The following is a 16,150-nucleotide window of genomic DNA, read 5'->3' as shown; positions in this document are numbered from 1 at the left end:
TTCGCTTCTGTTAGTGGACGATTCCGCTCTGGGAGCGGGCCCACACCTGCGTTTGCTGGGGCATCAGCGAAGTGGCCTCCAACGTGGCCAGTCCGGCCATATCCGCATCGTCCACGGCCGGGTTCGACAGGAGCACGCCCCAGCCGACCTCATGCGACTCGTCGTCCAGCACCAGCACGGCCGCCGTCCCGTCGCCATCGGTCAGATCATCGACGGTGAGCGACTCCGCGGCGTTCGCGCCCACTTCGATGTCGAGGTCGCCCAAACTCGCGCCCGAGGCGTCGTAGATGTGCAGCGTCACCGTATGCGCCTCATCCGAGGTGTTCGCCAACGTCACGCGCGCGGCCATGCCGTCGGGCAGCGCCACGGCGGAGCTTTCCACGGGATGGGCGGCGTTGGTCAACGCGAAATCGGCCTGGTTGTCCGCGCCCGAACGTGTGGTGGCGACGGCGAGGTTCACCTCGGTCTCGGCGTCGGCTGCCAACGCCAACGCGCCTTGGGGCGCCTCGCCCAGATCGACGACCGTGACGCGCTGTGCCTCCAACGCCACTTCCTCGGCCTGTTCCGAACCGTCCTCATCCACCCACGACAGCGTCACGTCGGTGTCTTCGGAGGAGAACAGGTAGGCGGTGGTCTCGTCCCCTTGGGTGATCGACGGCACCACCGAGACGGCGCTCGCCTCGCCCAGCGGCATCGCGAAATCGGAGCCTTTGGAATCCAAGCCGTCCATCGACACCGTACGCACCACCGCCGCCACCGGCGTGAGCTCGCTGGAGACGGTCACGTACAGGCCGTCCTGTCCGCTCGCGGCGGCGGCGAGATCCATGGAGCTTTCGCCGTATGCCGGCACGGTCAACGTGGACGAGGTGGCCAGGGTCAGCGCGCCGCTGGAGTCGCTCCCCCACGCCTGGACGTCCACGGTGGTCGCCTTCGACGAGGGGTTGGCGACGATCAGCTGTTGGGTGGTGCCGGTGACGGTGCCCGTCAGCAGGAATGAGTGGCTCAGGTCGGTCGAGACGCAGCTGGCGGCGGAGACGCCTTTCAGATCGCCTTCGGTGGCTTGGGAGGCCAGCGCGCCGGCCACGCCCACGCCTTGTCCGGATTCCAGCAGACGCGTGTCCATCAGTCGGCTCGCCGCGTTCTGCGCGAGCTCCTCGCCGTCCACCAGCACCGTGTCGGAGTCGGCCAGATCGGCGCTCTCCAACGACAGCGAATCCGCCTCGTCGTCATCGGTCGCGAACGGCGAGATGGTGGAACGGTACACCGAACCGAACGCCGCGTATCGGGCGGTTGAGGATTGGTTGCCCACGGAGGCCTGGTAGGCGCTGTCGCCGTAGGATTCCGTATCCGACAGATTCATCGGGGACGGGCAGTACGAGGAGAACTGCGTGGGGCTGACGGTGTGCGACACGGCGGCGCCGTTCGCCGAGCTGGTGTCGTCCACCCAGGAGGACGGTCCCGGCAGAAGCACCAACGCCGCGGCGACGGCGAGGATCACCAGCATGGTCAGCAGACCGAAACCGATACGTGCCGCTTTTCTCATGCTTCCTCCTCCAGACGGATGCGACGGCTTCTGGGCAGGGCCACCAGACAGTACAGCGCGCTCACCAGACCCAGGCAGATCAGCCATGCGAGCCGCCACGGACTGGATTGGGTGCGTGTCTGCCAGGATGTGTCGATGTTCTGCGTCGCGCTGTCGTTCAACGTCAGACGGTAATACGTGCCGGTTTCGGAACTCACCAGCGATTGGGTGCCTTCGGAGGCGGTCAGATGCGAGACGAGCTGGTCGTAGGCGTCTCGGCCGTCGTCGTCCGAGGCCACGACGAAAACACCGCCGATGCCCAATGCGCTGATCTGCTCGATGGCGTCGGAGTCGACGTCGGCCAACAGACTGGCGCACGCCTGCGCCAACGTCAGACTGGCCTGGTCGCTCGTTCCGGAGATCTCACGCACGCGTTGCGCCGGGGAGCTGTCGATCAGATCGCCCCGACCCGTGCGCATCACCGTGTAATCGACGGCGTTCGTCTCCTGGGCGCGCAACGCCAGCACACGATGATCGGACCCGCTGTCCAGATAGTCCACCGCGACCATGGGCAGCGACGTGGTGGAGAAGCCGACGGTGGCGTCGTCAAGACGCCCGACGGCGAACGCGCATTGCACGGCCACGCATGCGGCCAGCACCACCGCCAGCACGGCGCGTCCCACACGGATGGCCGTCGCGGACGCGGCGCCGGAGGGCTCGATCCGCGACGAACGCGCGTGCAGGGCGTAGAAACGCTTCACCGCGCCGCCCGCGACCAAACACACGCAGGAGAACAATCCCAACGCGGCCAATGCCATTCCCGGCAAGGCGGAGCCGGCCACGGAACCGTCCGCATCGACCTGAATGGTCACGCGCGTCGACACCAGACACAACGCCGCTCCTGTCACGGTCACCACCCACATCAGACGAGAGGCGCGCAACGCGAACGGCAGCACCAGCGAGGCGACCGCCAGCAGTCCCACCACCGCGGCCACCGCGGTGAACATCACATCCAAAGGCGAGAGCGAGGCGATGTTCCACCCCAAGGCGCGCTGCACGACGTCGGCCAACGACAAGGCGGACGGCGAACCGTTGAGCGCCACGGACGGATCCATGATGTCGCCGAAGATCTGACGCCACGCGCCCTCGTCGGCGTATCGGACCGCATTGGTCAGAGTCGGCGCCACCACGAAGGCCGCGGGGATGGGAATCAGCAGCAGCCGCACGCGGCGGGCGGGCACGAAGACGAGGAACACCAGGAAGGAGACGACCAACGGCAGCAGCAGCTGCGGTTCGGCGGCCACCACCGGCATGAAGCACAACGCCGATATCGCAGCCGCCTGCACGGAGGGGCGAGGCTTGACCATATCCTCGGTGTGGTACATGCCGACCGCGCGGAACACGAACGCGAACGCGGCGGGCAGGAACACCATCACGGTGAGCATCGCGAGGTTGGCCTCGGCGTACAGGCCCATGCTCAGCCCCAGCGAGAACCACATCAGCCCGCCAAGCGTGCGCACCACATCCGAACGGGTGAACACGCCGGCCAGCGCCCAGAACGACAACGCGCTCAACGGGGCGGCGAAGAAGAAGATCATCGTCAGGGCGACGTTCACATGCCCCACGGTGAATATGGAGGCGACCATCAGCACCAGCAGCCACGGCGTGGGCGGCGCGGGGATGCCCGCGCCCGCGCCGAACACCCACGGCGTGGTCGCGGCGTCCACCAACTGGCCGAACGTGGCGTCGGTGGAAAGCAGAGACTCCGAGTACAGCGAACCGTCGGAGAACGCCGCGCGCAGCACGTCCCAATGCATCACGGCCACCGTCAACAGGCACAGGGCCGCCATCGCCAACGCCAGCGACCACCGGCGGACGACGCGCGCGCGCAGATGCGCCTTGGCCAGCGGGCTGAGCAGCACGACATGGCTTTGGTCCTCAAACGCCTGTCTGCGGTCGCGCCACAGCCTGCGCTGCTCCTTGTCGACGGTGAGCATGCGCAGATTCGACATCGCCACTTTGGACTGCCTGGCCACCATACGCCGGGCGCGGCGCGCGGAGGGGATCGACGTCAACGCCAGCCATGGCAGACACAGCTCGCACCAGGCCTCCCAAGGCTTCTTGCCGAACAGACAGGCGACCGCCATGCCCAGTCCGCGCAACACGCTCCACAGCCACATCCAGATCCAGTGGCCTTTGGGAACGTCCGTGTACCGGTATCGTTGGGCGGCGCGCTTCACCGACATCGCGGCGTTCGTCTCATGCCCGGCGTCCAACGGCTCTCCGTCGCGGGAACGCAGGCCCTCATAGCGCGCGCGGGCGTGCGCGATGCGCGCCTGCGGCACCACCACCACGCGTCCACCGCTCACACACACCCGACGGCAGAAATCACGCGACTCGCCGAAGGTGGTGAACCATGGGTTGACGCCCTCCAAAGCGCGGTACTGCTCCATCGATACCAACGCGCCGGCGAGCGAGACGGCGAACACGTCCTGCCGGCCGTCGTATTGCTCCTGATCGGGCTCGCCCTCGACCACGAGGCTCTCCACGCCATGGCGTGAGGCATAGAAGCCCACATCATGCAGACGTTCGCCCTCCCAATCGAGCTGCTTGGCGCCCAGCACGCTGGCGCCCGGCGCGTTGTGCCACGCCTCCAGCAGGTTCTCCAGACACCGGTCATCGGCCGGTCTCGAATCGTCGTGCAGCAGCCACAAGGCTTTGATCGAGGATTCCAGACGCGCGTGGGTCAGCGCCTTGGCGACGGCGTCCGAGAACGAACGGGCGCCCTTGGCCCGAACGATACGAATCGTCACATGCTTGCTCTCCGGAATCTCCAACACGGGACCCGAGGGAGAGTGGATGACCTCGAAGCTCGCCTGCACCGGCTGCGAGGTCTCGCCGGTCGCGTCCGCGACGACGATCACGCCGGGCAGCATGGTCTGGGTCAGCAGCGCGCGGAGCGTGGCGGTGAGGAAACGCGTGTCCTCCTCCACGGTGATGACGGCCGCCACCGACGCGTCGACGTCCTGACGATGCGTGTACGGACGGCTTGCCATGGCGTCGGCCAGTGCCTGCTGGATATCGCTGTTGCCTGTCGGATTCATAACCCTTAAGTGTACGCACCCGGGCGAACGCTATGCCCGCTCCTTGCGTTCTCTTTTGTAACGGCGGCGTTCGCGCTCGCTCATGCCGCCCCAGATGCCGAAGCGTTCGTCATGCTCGATGGCCCATTGCAGGCATTGCTCACGCACCTCGCATTTGGCGCACACGCGTTTCGCGTCGCGCGTCGATCCGCCCTTTTCGGGGAAGAACGCCTCCGGATCGGTCTGCGAGCACAAGGCCTTATGCTGCCAAAACACATCCCCCTCAGGTGCGAACAACCCCCACAGATCGCCCAACGGCTCGTCGCCCGGCTCATCGATCACACCCCACATGCGATCCTCCTTGCCTTGAGCGTGTTTTTCGTCGGTTAAATTACACACATGTGAGTTCGAATTTGTCAAATAACGCCCTGTGTCGATGCACCCCTTTCGGGCATACTGTGGTATATAGGGCACGCGAATATTTCGCGAATATCTGCGCAGTTTGCCTCATTCTGAACGCCGTTCTCATGTGGATGCCTTACAATTCAATGGTTTACAGGGCACCGGCCCGGCCGACGTGCATCCCCATACAAGGAAGGCAAGCAGCGTGACACCGTATAGCAACGACGACGCCGAAATCCCCAACCTGAACCAACTGGACGCCACCCGTCCGCGGCACAGCACGGGATACCGGGTCAGTCATCGCGTGCGCACCGTCATCGCCTGCGTCATCGTCGCGCTGCTCTGCTGCGCGGGAACCGCCACGGCGGCGACGCTGCTCGATCTCGACAGCACGATCCAGGACCGGGCCGTCGACATGCTGGCCCAAGACGGGGACAGCGCCAGTTCGCAGATCATCGATCCGAACGCCGGCCAGAGCATCGAATTCGTGGTGCTCGGCCAGGACACGCGCGAGGGCGACGGCAACGCGGCCATCGGCGGCTCCGCCGACGACACCGCCGATCTGCATAACGCCGACACCACGATGGTGGTGCAGGTGGCCGCCGACCGCTCGTGGATCAATCTGGTCTCCATCCCCCGCGACTCCATCGTGGACGTGCCCAGCTGCGAGACCTCCAACGGCACCATCCCCGCGCAGTACGACGTGATGTTCAACTCGATCTTCCCCAACGCCTACTCCGTCGGCGGCGACCTCGCCTCGGCGGCCAGCTGCACGGTGAGCGCGATCAACTCGCTGACCGGATTGGACATCCAGAACTTCATCGTCGTGGACTTCCAGGGACTGAGCTCCATGATCGACGCGCTCGGCGGCGTGGACATCTGCATCCCCGTGGACACCGAGGACGCGTACACCGGTCTGTCGCTCACCCGCGGCCTGCACCATCTCGACGGCACCACGGCCACCCAGTACGCGCGCATGCGCCACGGCACCGGCACCGACGGCACCGACATCATGCGCACCACCAGGCAGCAGTACCTCATCAAACAGCTGTTGAGCGAGGCCATGTCCAAGAACCTGTTCACCCAGACCAGCCAGCTCTACCAGCTGGCGAAATCCGCGCTGCAGTCGCTGAACATCAGCCGCGGCCTGGCCAACACCACCACGCTCGCCGGTCTGGCCATGAGCCTGGCCGACTTCGACATGACCCATCTCTACGCGCAGACCGTGCCCGTCCAGGAGTGGGCGCTGGACACCAACCGCCGCGTGTGGACCTCCGACGCGGAGACGCTGTGGGCGAAGATGCGCGAAGGCAAGCCGATCACCATCGCGGACGACACCGCCGATTCGTCCACCACCGATGACGGGACGGGCGACACCGGCACCTCCGACGGCGCCGACGCCTCCACCGGCACGGACGGAACGGATGGCACGGGCGATTCCGGCGCCACCGACACCACCCCGCAGGTCGATCCGACCACCGGCCTGATCACCTTGGAGGACGGCACGCTCATCGATCCGGACACCGGCGGCATCGTCGATCCCGAGAACGGGTCCATCACCGACGCGACCACCGGCGAATACATAGGCATCGCCGACCGTTACCTGAACGTGACCGTATGTGCCGTTACTGCGCAGGAATAACCGAGCGCAGCCGACGCGGTGGCGCGACCGTGTAAAAGTGGGGCAGACAGACGGACATATGGAGGCATGATGACACAGGACGCAGGCGGCGCCGATCCGCGGAGCATTCCGCCGAGCTTCGTCCCCTCGGCGTCCCGACGTCAGCGTTCCGTCTCGGCCGGTTCCGCGGGCGCGGCCCAGTCGGGATCGGCCCCGGTTCCCCCCAGCTTCACTCCGCGCGCCTCGCGCGGCGGGCAGACTCCCCAAAGCATTCCGCCGGCCGCCTCCAGGACGCGCGGAGCCAACGCCGCGCCACGCACCTCACGGGCTTCGACGTCGTCGGGCTCCGCCGCCTCCGCGCAGCGACCCGCCGCAGCGGCGGTTCCGGAATCGATCGCCCCTCGCGCGGCGCGCACCTCGCGCGCCTCGTCGGCCCACGTGCAGCCCGCATCCAGGCCGACGCCCTCCATGGCGGCCGCCCCGGGCTCGGGATCCATGGCCAACGTCGCGTCCGCACCCCGTAGGCGCGGCCCCAAAGCGACGACCATCGTCGCGACCGTATTGCTGCTGCTGGTCGTCGCCATGGCGCTTTCGGTGTTCGGCGCGTGGAATTGGGTCGACGGACGGCTGAACAAGACCTCCTGGCTCACCGACGCCGCCGACACCCCCGCCTCGACGTGGCTGATCCTCGGCTCCGACGAGCGCGACGGCACCACTCCCGACGAGTCGGATGTGCAGGGATTCCGCACCGACACGATCCTTGTGCTCACCAAGCCGAAAAGCGGGGCCAGTTCGTTGATCTCCATCCCACGCGACTCGCTGGTCGCCGTGGACGACACGTATATGAAGATCAACGCCGTCGCCGAGATCTTCGGCTCGCAGGCGCTTGTGAGCGAGGTCGAGCAGATCACCGGGCAGAAGATCGACCATGTGGCCCAGATCCAATTCGGCGGGCTCACCCAGGTGGTGGACGCGCTGGGAGGCATCGAGCTGTGCTACGACGAGGATGTCAGCGACCCGTATTCCGGACTGGAATGGCAGGCCGGATGCCATACCGCCGACGGCGGCACCGCATTGGCGTTCTCCCGTATGCGATACGCCGACGCCACAGGCGATTTCGGCCGCAACGCCCGGCAGCGCCAGGTGATCTCGGCCATTGTCTCCAAGGCCTCCAGCAGGCAGACCCTGACGAATCCCAGCACGGTGATGTCCGTGGCGCAGGCCGGTCTGGATTCGATCACCGTGGATGAGGACACCAACCCCTACAGCATGCTGATGATGGCGCTGGCGTTCAAAAGCGCCACCGGCGACGAGGGCGTGTCCGGCAGCGTGTATTGGACGGATCCCGACTACTACGTCGACGGAGTCGGTTCCTCCGTGCTGCTCGACGACGCCAAGAACCTGGAACTGTTCTCCCAGCTCGCCGACGGCACGCATGCCGCCGGGACCGTCGGCACGTTGGCGGAAAGCCAGGGCTGATCTCCACCCGTTGGGACGCGGGTCCCATTCCCATACGGTCGCCAGTGGCGGCCGCCGGCCGTCGGACAGCCATATGCGGTCCGTCCGCCCGGTATTGCGGATGGACGCGGACGGATCGGAATCAGCGACTTCCCGCGATCCGGCCAATCGGTCCGCTCCTCATATGGTGGATAACCCCGAGGCTGGAACCACATCACCCCGTTCCGCTTGCGCTCACGCACTCCCATCGTTCACGCTGGAGGAATGTCCGGAACACATCGATCCCATACGAGGCGCGTCGCGCGACGGCAGGGCGTGCGGAGCATCGCACGGCATCGGCGGCTGCTGACCTTCGCGACGGTGGGCGCGCCCCTGCTGGCGCAGACCGTCATGCTCGCGGCGTCGCTCGCGCAACGCCAATGGCTGCTCGCCACCATGGTGACGCCCGGCATCATCGCCTGCGCGGCCTCCGCGCTGTACGCGTGGAGCTCCGCCGGCGACGACGGACGGAGCGGTTCCCCAACGCGCCATGCCGCGCCCGACTCGCGACGGCCGGAGCATATCAATTCCCCAAAAGGCGACGCCGGAGGAGAAGCCGTCATGCGAGCGCTCGGCACCGTCTCGCTGGAACGTCTTCTGGAATGGGGGCGGCTTCCCTGGCGCGATGTTGTTCGCGCATGGCTGAATCCGCCCACCATGCGCGTATGCGTCGGCATCGGCGCGTCCGGGGTCTTCCGCATCGATCTGCGGGCGCAAGGGCCGCACGCGTTGGTGGCGGGCACCACCGGCTCGGGCAAATCCGTGCTGCTGCAAAGCTGGTGCCTGGCATTGGCCGCGGCCAACGATCCGACGCGTCTCAACTTCGTGCTGTTGGACTTCAAAGGCGGGTCGGCCTTCCGGCCGCTTGAGGGACTGCCCCACACCGTGGGCGGCGTATGCGACCTCGACCTCAAACACGCCGTGCGCGCGCTCGAGGCGTTGGAGGCGGAACTGCGGCGGCGCGAACGGCTGGCCGCGGACCATCACGTCGCCGATCTCTCCGCGATGGCGGATCCTCCGGCCCGTCTGGTGATCGTCGTCGACGAATTCCACGCCCTCAAGGACCAGCTGCCCGACTATGTGGGGCGGCTGGTGCGCGTCGCCTCGTTGGGACGGTCCCTGGGCATGCATCTCATCGCCTGCACGCAGAATCCCCTCGGCCAGATCAGCGCCGACATGAAGGCGAACATCTCGCTGAACCTGTGTCTGAGGGTGCGCGACGAGATGCAGTCACGCGAGCTGCTCGCCGACTCCCGCGCGGCGCGCATCCCGCCCTCGCTGCCCGGCGCGGCATACTGCAACGACGCGGATGCGGTGACGGCGATGCGTTGCGCGGCGCCCGCCGACATCGACCGCTGTTGCGAGGCGATCCGCTTGGCGGCGCTTATGACGGGGATTCCTCCCCCGCCGCCGCTGTTCACCGCGCCGCTTCCCGCGCGTCTGCGCGAATCGCAGCTCGCCGCCACGCCATTGGTCGATGCGGACGGCGTCATCACGGTGCCGTTCGGCCTGTCCGACGACGGCGTGCGGCTGCATCCCGCGTGCCTGCGTATCGGCCGCGGCAATATCGGCGTCATCGGACCGGACGGACGGGGCAAAAGCGCCATACTGCGTTTGCTGGAACGCAGGCTGGCCGTCTCGAAGCATTGCGCGGTGCGGGTCGGATCCCCACCACCGCCCGACGGTCGCGCCGCATCGGCGTGTTCCTTTGACGACGTCGGTCCCCCGCCGCCTCCCGCACGGCATCCGGTGTGGCTGGTCGACGACGCGGACCGGCTGTTCGACCCGTTCTCCACGGATCCGCTGGCGGGCGCCTTCCATACGGCGTTGGCCGATCCGGACGTGACGGTCGTGTTCGCCGTCCGTTCGCACCGGTATGTGCGCGTTCCGGAGCATTGCGGCACCCGGATCGTATTCCCCTGCGGAGAGCGCACCGCCGATCTGGTCAGCGGCATTCCGGCCGCGTCGCTGGCGTCGTTCGACGCGAACGACATCGCCACGCCCGGCCGGGCGGTGATGGTTTCGGCGGGCTCGGCGGCCGTCGTGCAGTGCGCGTTTGTGAACCTTTGAGAAAAACATCGATTCTTTTCTCGCGAAACCTCTTGAAAAACCGTCCGGTTCATGATTACCTAATACAGGACAAAACGAGCGTATGCGAACAGCGTCGAGAGGAACGATATGAGCAGTGCATTTGATTGGCGAGCGAAGGCCGCATGCCGCGATAAGGATCCGGAGCTGTTCTTCCCCGTGGGCAACACGGGTGCCGCCTACCAGCAGATCGAAGAGGCCAAGGCCGTATGCCGCACCTGCAAGGTGATCGACGCCTGCCTGAAGTGCGCGCTGGACACCAATCAGGATTACGGTGTGTGGGGCGGTCTGAGCGAGGACGAACGCCGCGCGTTGAAGCGTCGCGCCATGCGCGCCCGCCGATCCCAGGCCATGCAGATGCAGATCTGACCGCAGGACTTTCAGAACCGAAACGTTTACAGCGTGAGCCCCTTCCGCCATCCATGGGCGGAAGGGGCTCACGCTATTCCATGCCGTTGGGCGCGGAGGCGCGTCACGCGTGGGGTTTCGCCGCACGCAGCTTCATATCGAGCACCACGCGCGTGCCGCCCTCGCGTCGGGGCTCCCAATGCACGGTGCCGCCGAAGTCGTTGGTCACGAAGGTGTTGATGATCTGCGTGCCCAGACCGGATCCGGAGGACCGTGCCATGCCGTCGTGCTCTTCGGATTCGAGGCCGGCGCCGTCGTCTTCGACCACCACATTGAGGTTGCTGCCCGAGCGGCCGACCGACACCGTGATGGTGCCCTCCTTGCGCCCGGCGAAGCCGTGCTCCATGGAGTTGGTGATGAGCTCGGTGAGCACCAGCGACAGCGGGGTGGCGTCCTGGGCGGGCATCATGCCGAACTTGCCCATGAAGTTCACGCTGATGTGCTGGTCGCGCATCGTGGCCAGCCCGACCGACATATTGAGCAGGTTGGAGATCACCTTGTCGAAGTCGACCACCTCGTCGGCGGTCTGGCTCAGCCCCTCATGCACCATCGCGATGGTCTGCACGCGCCGCTGCGCCTCCTGCAGCTCCTTCTTGACCTCGTCGCTTTTGGTTTTGCGCGCCTGCAGCCGCAGCAGGGCGGAGACGGACTGGAGATTGTTCTTGACGCGGTGGTGGATCTCGGAGATCGTCGCGTCCTTGGTCTGCAGCTCCTGTTCGCGGCGGCGCAGCTCGGTCACGTCGCGGCACAGCACGATGCCGCCGGTGCGTCCGTTCTCGTCATACAAAGGCAACGAACGCATCGAGACGGTGGAGCGGTTGGCGTTGAGTTCGGCATCGACCGCGGCTTTGCCCGAAAGCAGCAGCGGCAGGGATTCGGGGACGGGATCGTTCTCATGGAGCAGCTGCGCGCCGAGCTCGCTCAGATAATGGCCCGGCATGGTGGTGAGCAGGCCCAGTCGGCGGAAGCAGCTGATGGCGTTCGGCGCGGCGTAGCGCACGATGCCGTCCACGGAGAGGATGATGAAGCCGTCCGCCACGCGCGCGTTGTGGCGCTGGCTCATCACCGCGTCGGAGAAGGGGAACTGGCCGCGGGGGATCATCTCGTACAGGTGCTTGCCGGCGATGATGCTCTCCGACTCATAGCGGCCGTTCGACTCACGCGTGGCCATATTCGTCTCGCGCACCACCAAACCCAGCGTCTTGCCGTTGTGGCGCACCGGCGCGTACACGTTGCACACCGTGGATTTGCCGACGGTGCGCAGCACGGTGGAGCGGAACACCACGCTGGAGCGCATGGCCACGTCCAGCTCGCCGGTCATATCGTCGGGCATGATGTTGCCCACGACGTCCTCCGTGCGCAGCGTCATCACCGTGGATGGGCGACACTGTTCGGCCACCACGTACCTGCCGTCGCCGTCCTGCACAAGCAGCAGCAGATCGGCGAAACTCAGATCGGCGATCACCTGCCAGTCGGCCACGAGCTGGTGGAGCCACTCGCGGTCCTCGTCTTCGAAATCAGGTCGGGTCGCCAGGATATGTGTGAAATCTGCCATGCGACCATCATACGCACGACCGTGCGCGCATACGCGGTTTTTCGCGCTGCGTCCCAACGTATGGTCATACGCGTGCGTGACGTGCGGCGGATATTCGCATGCGGGGGTAGCATATGGAAGACGAATATGTTACGGTAGCGTAGGTTACGGCAACGTAAGGTTTTTTGACGTCAATCATGAAGGCGGCGATATGACACAGCGCGACGAAAGCGAGATAGCGGCCAAACAGCAGGCGGTGTTCGACACGCGCGAGAGCGCCGTGCGGGCCAAAGCCGACGCCGTGCGGGCCAAGGCGTCGTACAAGGCCGAGGCGATCCGCTCCAAGGCCGAGGAGCGCGCCAAACTGGCTTTGGCCAAGGGCGAGGCCCGCGCCGCGCGCATCGAGGGAATCGAAGGCATCGACCCGCCCCGCAAGATCCGACTCGACGTGCATGGGCGACCCAAACCGGCCATGCGCGGCTGGATCCACGCCGTCGCGGCCCCATTGGCCCTGGCCGCGGGCATCGTGCTCATCTGTCTGGCGCAGGGCGCCGGACTCAAATGGGCGTGCGCGGTGTTCATGACCAGCTCGCTGGTGCTGTTCGCCAACTCCGCCGCCTACCATCTGGGCGACTGGAGTCCCAAGGTCACCGACGTGCTGCGAAGGATCGACCATGTGAACATCTTCCTGCTGATCGCCGGCACGTACACGCCGGTCTCGTTCGCGCTCGAACCGTTCTGGCGCAACTTCATCATCATCTCGATGTGGGTGTGCACCGCGATCGCCATCGTCATCCACGTGATCTGGATCAACGCGCCCCGTTGGCTCTACACCGTGGTGTACATCATCTTCGGCGTGTACGGCGTCGGATTCATGGGCCTGTTCTGGGTCTCCCCCGCCGCCGGCCCCGCCGTGGTGGTCCTGCTCGCCTCCGGCGGCGCCTGCTACATCGCCGGCGCGATCGTCTACGCGCTGCGCAAGCCGGACCCGTGGCCGCGCGTCTTCGGATTCCATGAGATCTTCCACTGCGGAACCGTCGCCGGCTACGCCTGCCACATGGTCGCCATCTACATGGTCATCGTGGCGTTGTGGACCTGATTCCCTGCAACGCCGTTCCAACGCCCCGTATCCAATGGGCCGGATGCCCGACGTCCGCCGACGTCGTAGACTTCGCAGTTCGACGGACTTTGTGCGAAATTTACGACGTTTGAAACCGGTGAAACGTCGTGGATTTCGCATATGGTCCGTCGAACTGCGAAATTTACGACGTTCCGCCCGGAGACCTGCCACGGCGACGAATATGACGAAGGCGGGTGCCCACCTTTTCGCAAAGAATGGGCACCCGCCTTATTCGTCGTGCGGCATCGGGCTCATCAGGCCAAGTCCGTCGCACGGCCAGCCGCATGGTATCTACTGCAGGGGCTTGGCGTCCTTGACGGTCACGGAGATCTCACGGCCGTTGGGGGCCTGGTAGCTCACCGTGTCGCCGACCTTCGCGCCGTCGATGGCCTTGCCGATCGGGGATTCGGGGCTGATCACGTCGTAGTCGGTGGCCACGGTCAGGTCGCGAGAACCCAGCACGTAGGTCATCTCACGGCCGGCGAGGTCGATCGTCACCACGGAGCCGTTGCCCACGGTGCCGGCCGGCGGCGCCACCAGGATCTTCGAGTCGCGCAGCTTGACGGTCAGCTCGATGATGCGGCCTTCGTTCTTGCTCTGCTCCTCGCGGGCGGCATGGTAGCCGCCGTTCTCGGACAGATCGCCCTCGGCGCGGGCCGCGGCGATACGCTCGGTGATCTCGTCGCGGTATTCGCCCTCACGCCAGGCGAGTTCTTCCTTCATCTTGTCGTATGCGTCCTGCGTGAGCAGGTAGACCTTATCCTCGGCCATATGGGAACCTCCTTAAGCTTGGATTCAGCGGGTGGAGATGATGTCGATGACGAACACCAGCGTATCGCCGCCGCCGATGCCGGCCTGCGGCACGCCACGCGAGCCGTAGCCGTATTCCGGCGGAATCGACACCACCAAACGGGAACCGACGTTGTGGCCGGGCACGGTCTGGTCCCAGCCCTTGATGACCTGTCCCACGCCGATGCCGAAGCTGGCCGGCTGGTGGCGGTCGAAGCTGGAGTCGAAGGGGTCGGTTTTGCCCCACACCACGCCGTGGTAGTTCACGGTCACGGTGTCGCCGCGGCGCACCATCGGGCCGTCGCCCTCCTCCAACTCCACGACCTTGAGGCCCTTGGGGGCTTCGGCGGTCGGAAACTCAATCACCGGGGCGGTGCCGAATTCGGCGTTCACCACGGGCATGGTCGTATCTGCCATATCTATACCTCCTTGAAACACAATGCCAACCAGATTAGCACCACATGCCGTCGTGGCCAACGGTTCGGCCGATGGGATGGTCGGAAAGGACCATCGGCGCTTCGGAAGGGAACCTCCGTCTTCGCTCGGAATGAAAGACGCGGGAGATTCCGGCGCCACGGCTTCGCCCCGTCAAGGGCGAGCGGAGCATAGGACTAGCATTCGACGACGTTGACGGCGAGCCCTCCTTTGGAGGTCTCCTTGTATTTCGCCATCATGTCCTCGCCGGTCTGCTTCATGGTGCGGATCGCCTGGTCGAGGGTGACGATGTGGCTGCCGTCGCCGAGCATGGCCATGCGTACGGCGTTGATCGCCGTGTTCGAGGCCATCGCGTTGCGTTCGATGCAGGGGATCTGCACCAGTCCGCCCACCGGATCGCAGGTGAGCCCCAGATTGTGTTCGATGCCGATTTCGGCCGCGTTCTCCACTTGGGCGGGGTCTCCGCCCATCACCGCGGCCAGACCGGCGGCCGCCATCGAACAGGCGACGCCCACCTCGCCTTGGCATCCGACCTCGGCGCCGGAGATGGAGGCGTTGCGTTTGAACAGATATCCGATCGCGCCGGCGGTGAGCAGGAAGTCGGCCACGCCCTGTTCGTCGGCGCTGTCGACGAAATGCCAGTAGTAGTGCAGCACCGCGGGGATGATGCCGGCCGCGCCGTTGGTCGGGGCGGTGACCACGCGCCCGCCTCCGGCGTTCTCTTCGGAGACGGCGAGGGCGAACAGGTTCACCCATGCCGCGTCGGAGGATTCCAGCACGGCGTCGACGCGGCGGCGGTTGCGCGCGAGCACGTCGGCGTTCGAGGACAGGCGCTCGTACATCTTCGGCGCGCGGCGGGGCACGTCGAGTCCGCCCGGCAGCAGGAGTTTGTCTGAGACGCAGCCGTGGTGCACGCAGTCGCGCATCACCTGCCAGATGCGTTCGATGCGTTCGCGCACCTCATGTTCGGAGCGCTGCGCGGTTTCGTTGGCCCACACGAGCTCGGCGATGCTCATCCGACGCGTGCGGCAGAGCGCCACCAGCTCGTCGCAGGACGAGAAGGGATAGGGCACGCCGTCCATATCGCTTTCGGGGGCATTCGCGTCGTCCGCCGGCACGGCATCGCGCGCGGATCGGTCGTGGATGCCGATCAGCGGATCGTCCGCATGCCCGAGGCGCACGAATCCGCCGCCGATGGAATACCACACCTGCTCGGACAACGGCGTCATCGCAGCGTCATAGGCCACGAAACGCATGCCGTTGGGATGGGTGGCCAGGCGTTTCCACTGTTCGAACACCATATCCGCGTCGTAGTCGAAGGGGACGCGACGACGGCCCGCGAGGTTCAATGTATGGTCGAGGGCCGCGGTTTCGCGGATGCGCAACATGTATTCCGTGTCGACGACGTCGGGAAGGTTGCCTTCCAGTCCGGCCATGACGGCGCGGTCGGTGCCGTGCCCGATACCGGTCAGCGACAGCGAGCCGTACAACGTGACCCGCACGCGCTCCACACGCTCCAACAGTCCGGCCGTCTCAAGGGCGTCGGCGAACCCGCGGGCCGCGCGCATCGGCCCTACGGTATGCGAGGAACTGGGGCCCACTCCGATGGTGAACATATCGAGCACACTGAACACGGCTTCCTCGCTTTCAC

Annotated in this window: 12 protein-coding genes; 5 read left to right on the top strand and 7 right to left on the bottom strand. The window is 66.0% G+C overall.

Features of this window, described 5'->3' with window-relative positions:
* Positions 1 to 10: 10 nt before the first annotated feature.
* The 3 genes from BL8807_RS08370 to BL8807_RS08360 are packed head-to-tail and all read right to left on the bottom strand — an operon-like array spanning position 11 to position 4,956.
* On the bottom strand, positions 11 to 1,543 hold the full coding sequence (locus BL8807_RS08370; RefSeq protein ID WP_072724014.1) for a DUF5719 family protein: 1,533 nt from the start codon (positions 1,541 to 1,543) through the stop codon (positions 11 to 13).
* Positions 1,540 to 4,626 carry a glycosyltransferase family 2 protein gene (locus BL8807_RS08365; protein WP_072724012.1) on the bottom strand — a complete coding sequence of 1,029 codons (3,087 nt, stop codon included), beginning with the start codon at positions 4,624 to 4,626 and terminating at the stop codon, positions 1,540 to 1,542. Before BL8807_RS08365 ends, BL8807_RS08370 begins: the two co-directional genes overlap by 4 nt.
* A gap of 30 nt (positions 4,627 to 4,656) precedes the next feature.
* A complete protein-coding gene (locus tag BL8807_RS08360; RefSeq protein ID WP_072724010.1) occupies positions 4,657 to 4,956 on the bottom strand; it encodes a WhiB family transcriptional regulator in 300 nt (99 codons plus the stop codon).
* A gap of 256 nt (positions 4,957 to 5,212) precedes the next feature.
* Between BL8807_RS08360 and BL8807_RS08355 the strand changes: the two genes are divergently transcribed.
* From BL8807_RS08355 to BL8807_RS08340, 4 genes are all read left to right on the top strand, one after another.
* Entirely contained in the window at positions 5,213 to 6,649 is a 1,437-nt protein-coding gene (locus BL8807_RS08355; RefSeq protein WP_083570116.1) for an LCP family protein, read from the top strand.
* Between the two features lie 69 nt (positions 6,650 to 6,718).
* The gene (locus BL8807_RS08350; protein ID WP_072724008.1) at positions 6,719 to 8,107 is read left to right on the top strand and encodes an LCP family protein; all 1,389 of its coding nucleotides are present in this window, start codon (positions 6,719 to 6,721) and stop codon (positions 8,105 to 8,107) included.
* A 243-nt stretch (positions 8,108 to 8,350) separates the two neighbouring features.
* Positions 8,351 to 10,195 carry an FtsK/SpoIIIE domain-containing protein gene (locus BL8807_RS08345; protein WP_083570115.1) on the top strand — a complete coding sequence of 615 codons (1,845 nt, stop codon included), beginning with the start codon at positions 8,351 to 8,353 and terminating at the stop codon, positions 10,193 to 10,195.
* A 108-nt stretch (positions 10,196 to 10,303) separates the two neighbouring features.
* Positions 10,304 to 10,582 (top strand): WhiB family transcriptional regulator, encoded by a 279-nt coding sequence (locus tag BL8807_RS08340; RefSeq protein WP_003835265.1) that lies wholly within the window; start codon positions 10,304 to 10,306, stop codon positions 10,580 to 10,582.
* 103 nt (positions 10,583 to 10,685) lie between these two features.
* On the opposite strand, the gene BL8807_RS08335 is transcribed toward BL8807_RS08340, so the two are convergent.
* Positions 10,686 to 12,176 carry a sensor histidine kinase gene (locus tag BL8807_RS08335; protein ID WP_072724006.1) on the bottom strand — a complete coding sequence of 497 codons (1,491 nt, stop codon included), beginning with the start codon at positions 12,174 to 12,176 and terminating at the stop codon, positions 10,686 to 10,688.
* A 190-nt stretch (positions 12,177 to 12,366) separates the two neighbouring features.
* Here BL8807_RS08335 and trhA point away from each other — a divergent pair, with 190 nt between their 5' ends.
* Positions 12,367 to 13,254 (top strand): PAQR family membrane homeostasis protein TrhA, encoded by an 888-nt coding sequence (gene trhA / locus BL8807_RS08330; protein ID WP_072724005.1) that lies wholly within the window; start codon positions 12,367 to 12,369, stop codon positions 13,252 to 13,254.
* Between the two features lie 312 nt (positions 13,255 to 13,566).
* Here trhA and BL8807_RS08325 read toward each other — a convergent pair whose 3' ends face one another.
* The 3 genes from BL8807_RS08325 to BL8807_RS08315 all read right to left on the bottom strand — a co-directional run bounded on the left by BL8807_RS08325 (position 13,567) and on the right by BL8807_RS08315 (position 16,133).
* On the bottom strand, positions 13,567 to 14,046 hold the full coding sequence (locus BL8807_RS08325; RefSeq protein WP_072724003.1) for a GreA/GreB family elongation factor: 480 nt from the start codon (positions 14,044 to 14,046) through the stop codon (positions 13,567 to 13,569).
* A 24-nt stretch (positions 14,047 to 14,070) separates the two neighbouring features.
* Positions 14,071 to 14,481, bottom strand: a complete 411-nt coding sequence (locus tag BL8807_RS08320; RefSeq protein ID WP_072724002.1) for an FKBP-type peptidyl-prolyl cis-trans isomerase — start codon at positions 14,479 to 14,481, stop codon at positions 14,071 to 14,073.
* Between the two features lie 194 nt (positions 14,482 to 14,675).
* Positions 14,676 to 16,133, bottom strand: coding sequence for an L-serine ammonia-lyase (locus BL8807_RS08315; protein WP_072724000.1), 1,458 nt, complete (start codon positions 16,131 to 16,133; stop codon positions 14,676 to 14,678).
* Positions 16,134 to 16,150 lie beyond the last annotated feature (17 nt).

The sequence above is a fragment of the Bifidobacterium lemurum genome, from assembly GCF_014898175.1.
GTDB lineage: Bacteria > Actinomycetota > Actinomycetes > Actinomycetales > Bifidobacteriaceae > Bifidobacterium > Bifidobacterium lemurum.
This window is presented reverse-complemented; position numbering and strand designations above follow the sequence as displayed.

Coding starts and splice junctions, on each gene's coding strand:
- BL8807_RS08370 (WP_072724014.1), bottom strand. CDS start 1,543: ATGAGAAAAGCGGCACGTATCGGTTTCGGTCTGCTGACCATGCTGGTG.
- BL8807_RS08365 (WP_072724012.1), bottom strand. CDS start 4,626: ATGAATCCGACAGGCAACAGCGATATCCAGCAGGCACTGGCCGACGCC.
- BL8807_RS08360 (WP_072724010.1), bottom strand. CDS start 4,956: ATGTGGGGTGTGATCGATGAGCCGGGCGACGAGCCGTTGGGCGATCTG.
- BL8807_RS08350 (WP_072724008.1), top strand. CDS start 6,719: ATGACACAGGACGCAGGCGGCGCCGATCCGCGGAGCATTCCGCCGAGC.
- BL8807_RS08345 (WP_083570115.1), top strand. CDS start 8,351: ATGTCCGGAACACATCGATCCCATACGAGGCGCGTCGCGCGACGGCAG.
- BL8807_RS08340 (WP_003835265.1), top strand. CDS start 10,304: ATGAGCAGTGCATTTGATTGGCGAGCGAAGGCCGCATGCCGCGATAAG.
- BL8807_RS08335 (WP_072724006.1), bottom strand. CDS start 12,176: ATGGCAGATTTCACACATATCCTGGCGACCCGACCTGATTTCGAAGAC.
- trhA (WP_072724005.1), top strand. CDS start 12,367: ATGACACAGCGCGACGAAAGCGAGATAGCGGCCAAACAGCAGGCGGTG.
- BL8807_RS08325 (WP_072724003.1), bottom strand. CDS start 14,046: ATGGCCGAGGATAAGGTCTACCTGCTCACGCAGGACGCATACGACAAG.
- BL8807_RS08320 (WP_072724002.1), bottom strand. CDS start 14,481: ATGGCAGATACGACCATGCCCGTGGTGAACGCCGAATTCGGCACCGCC.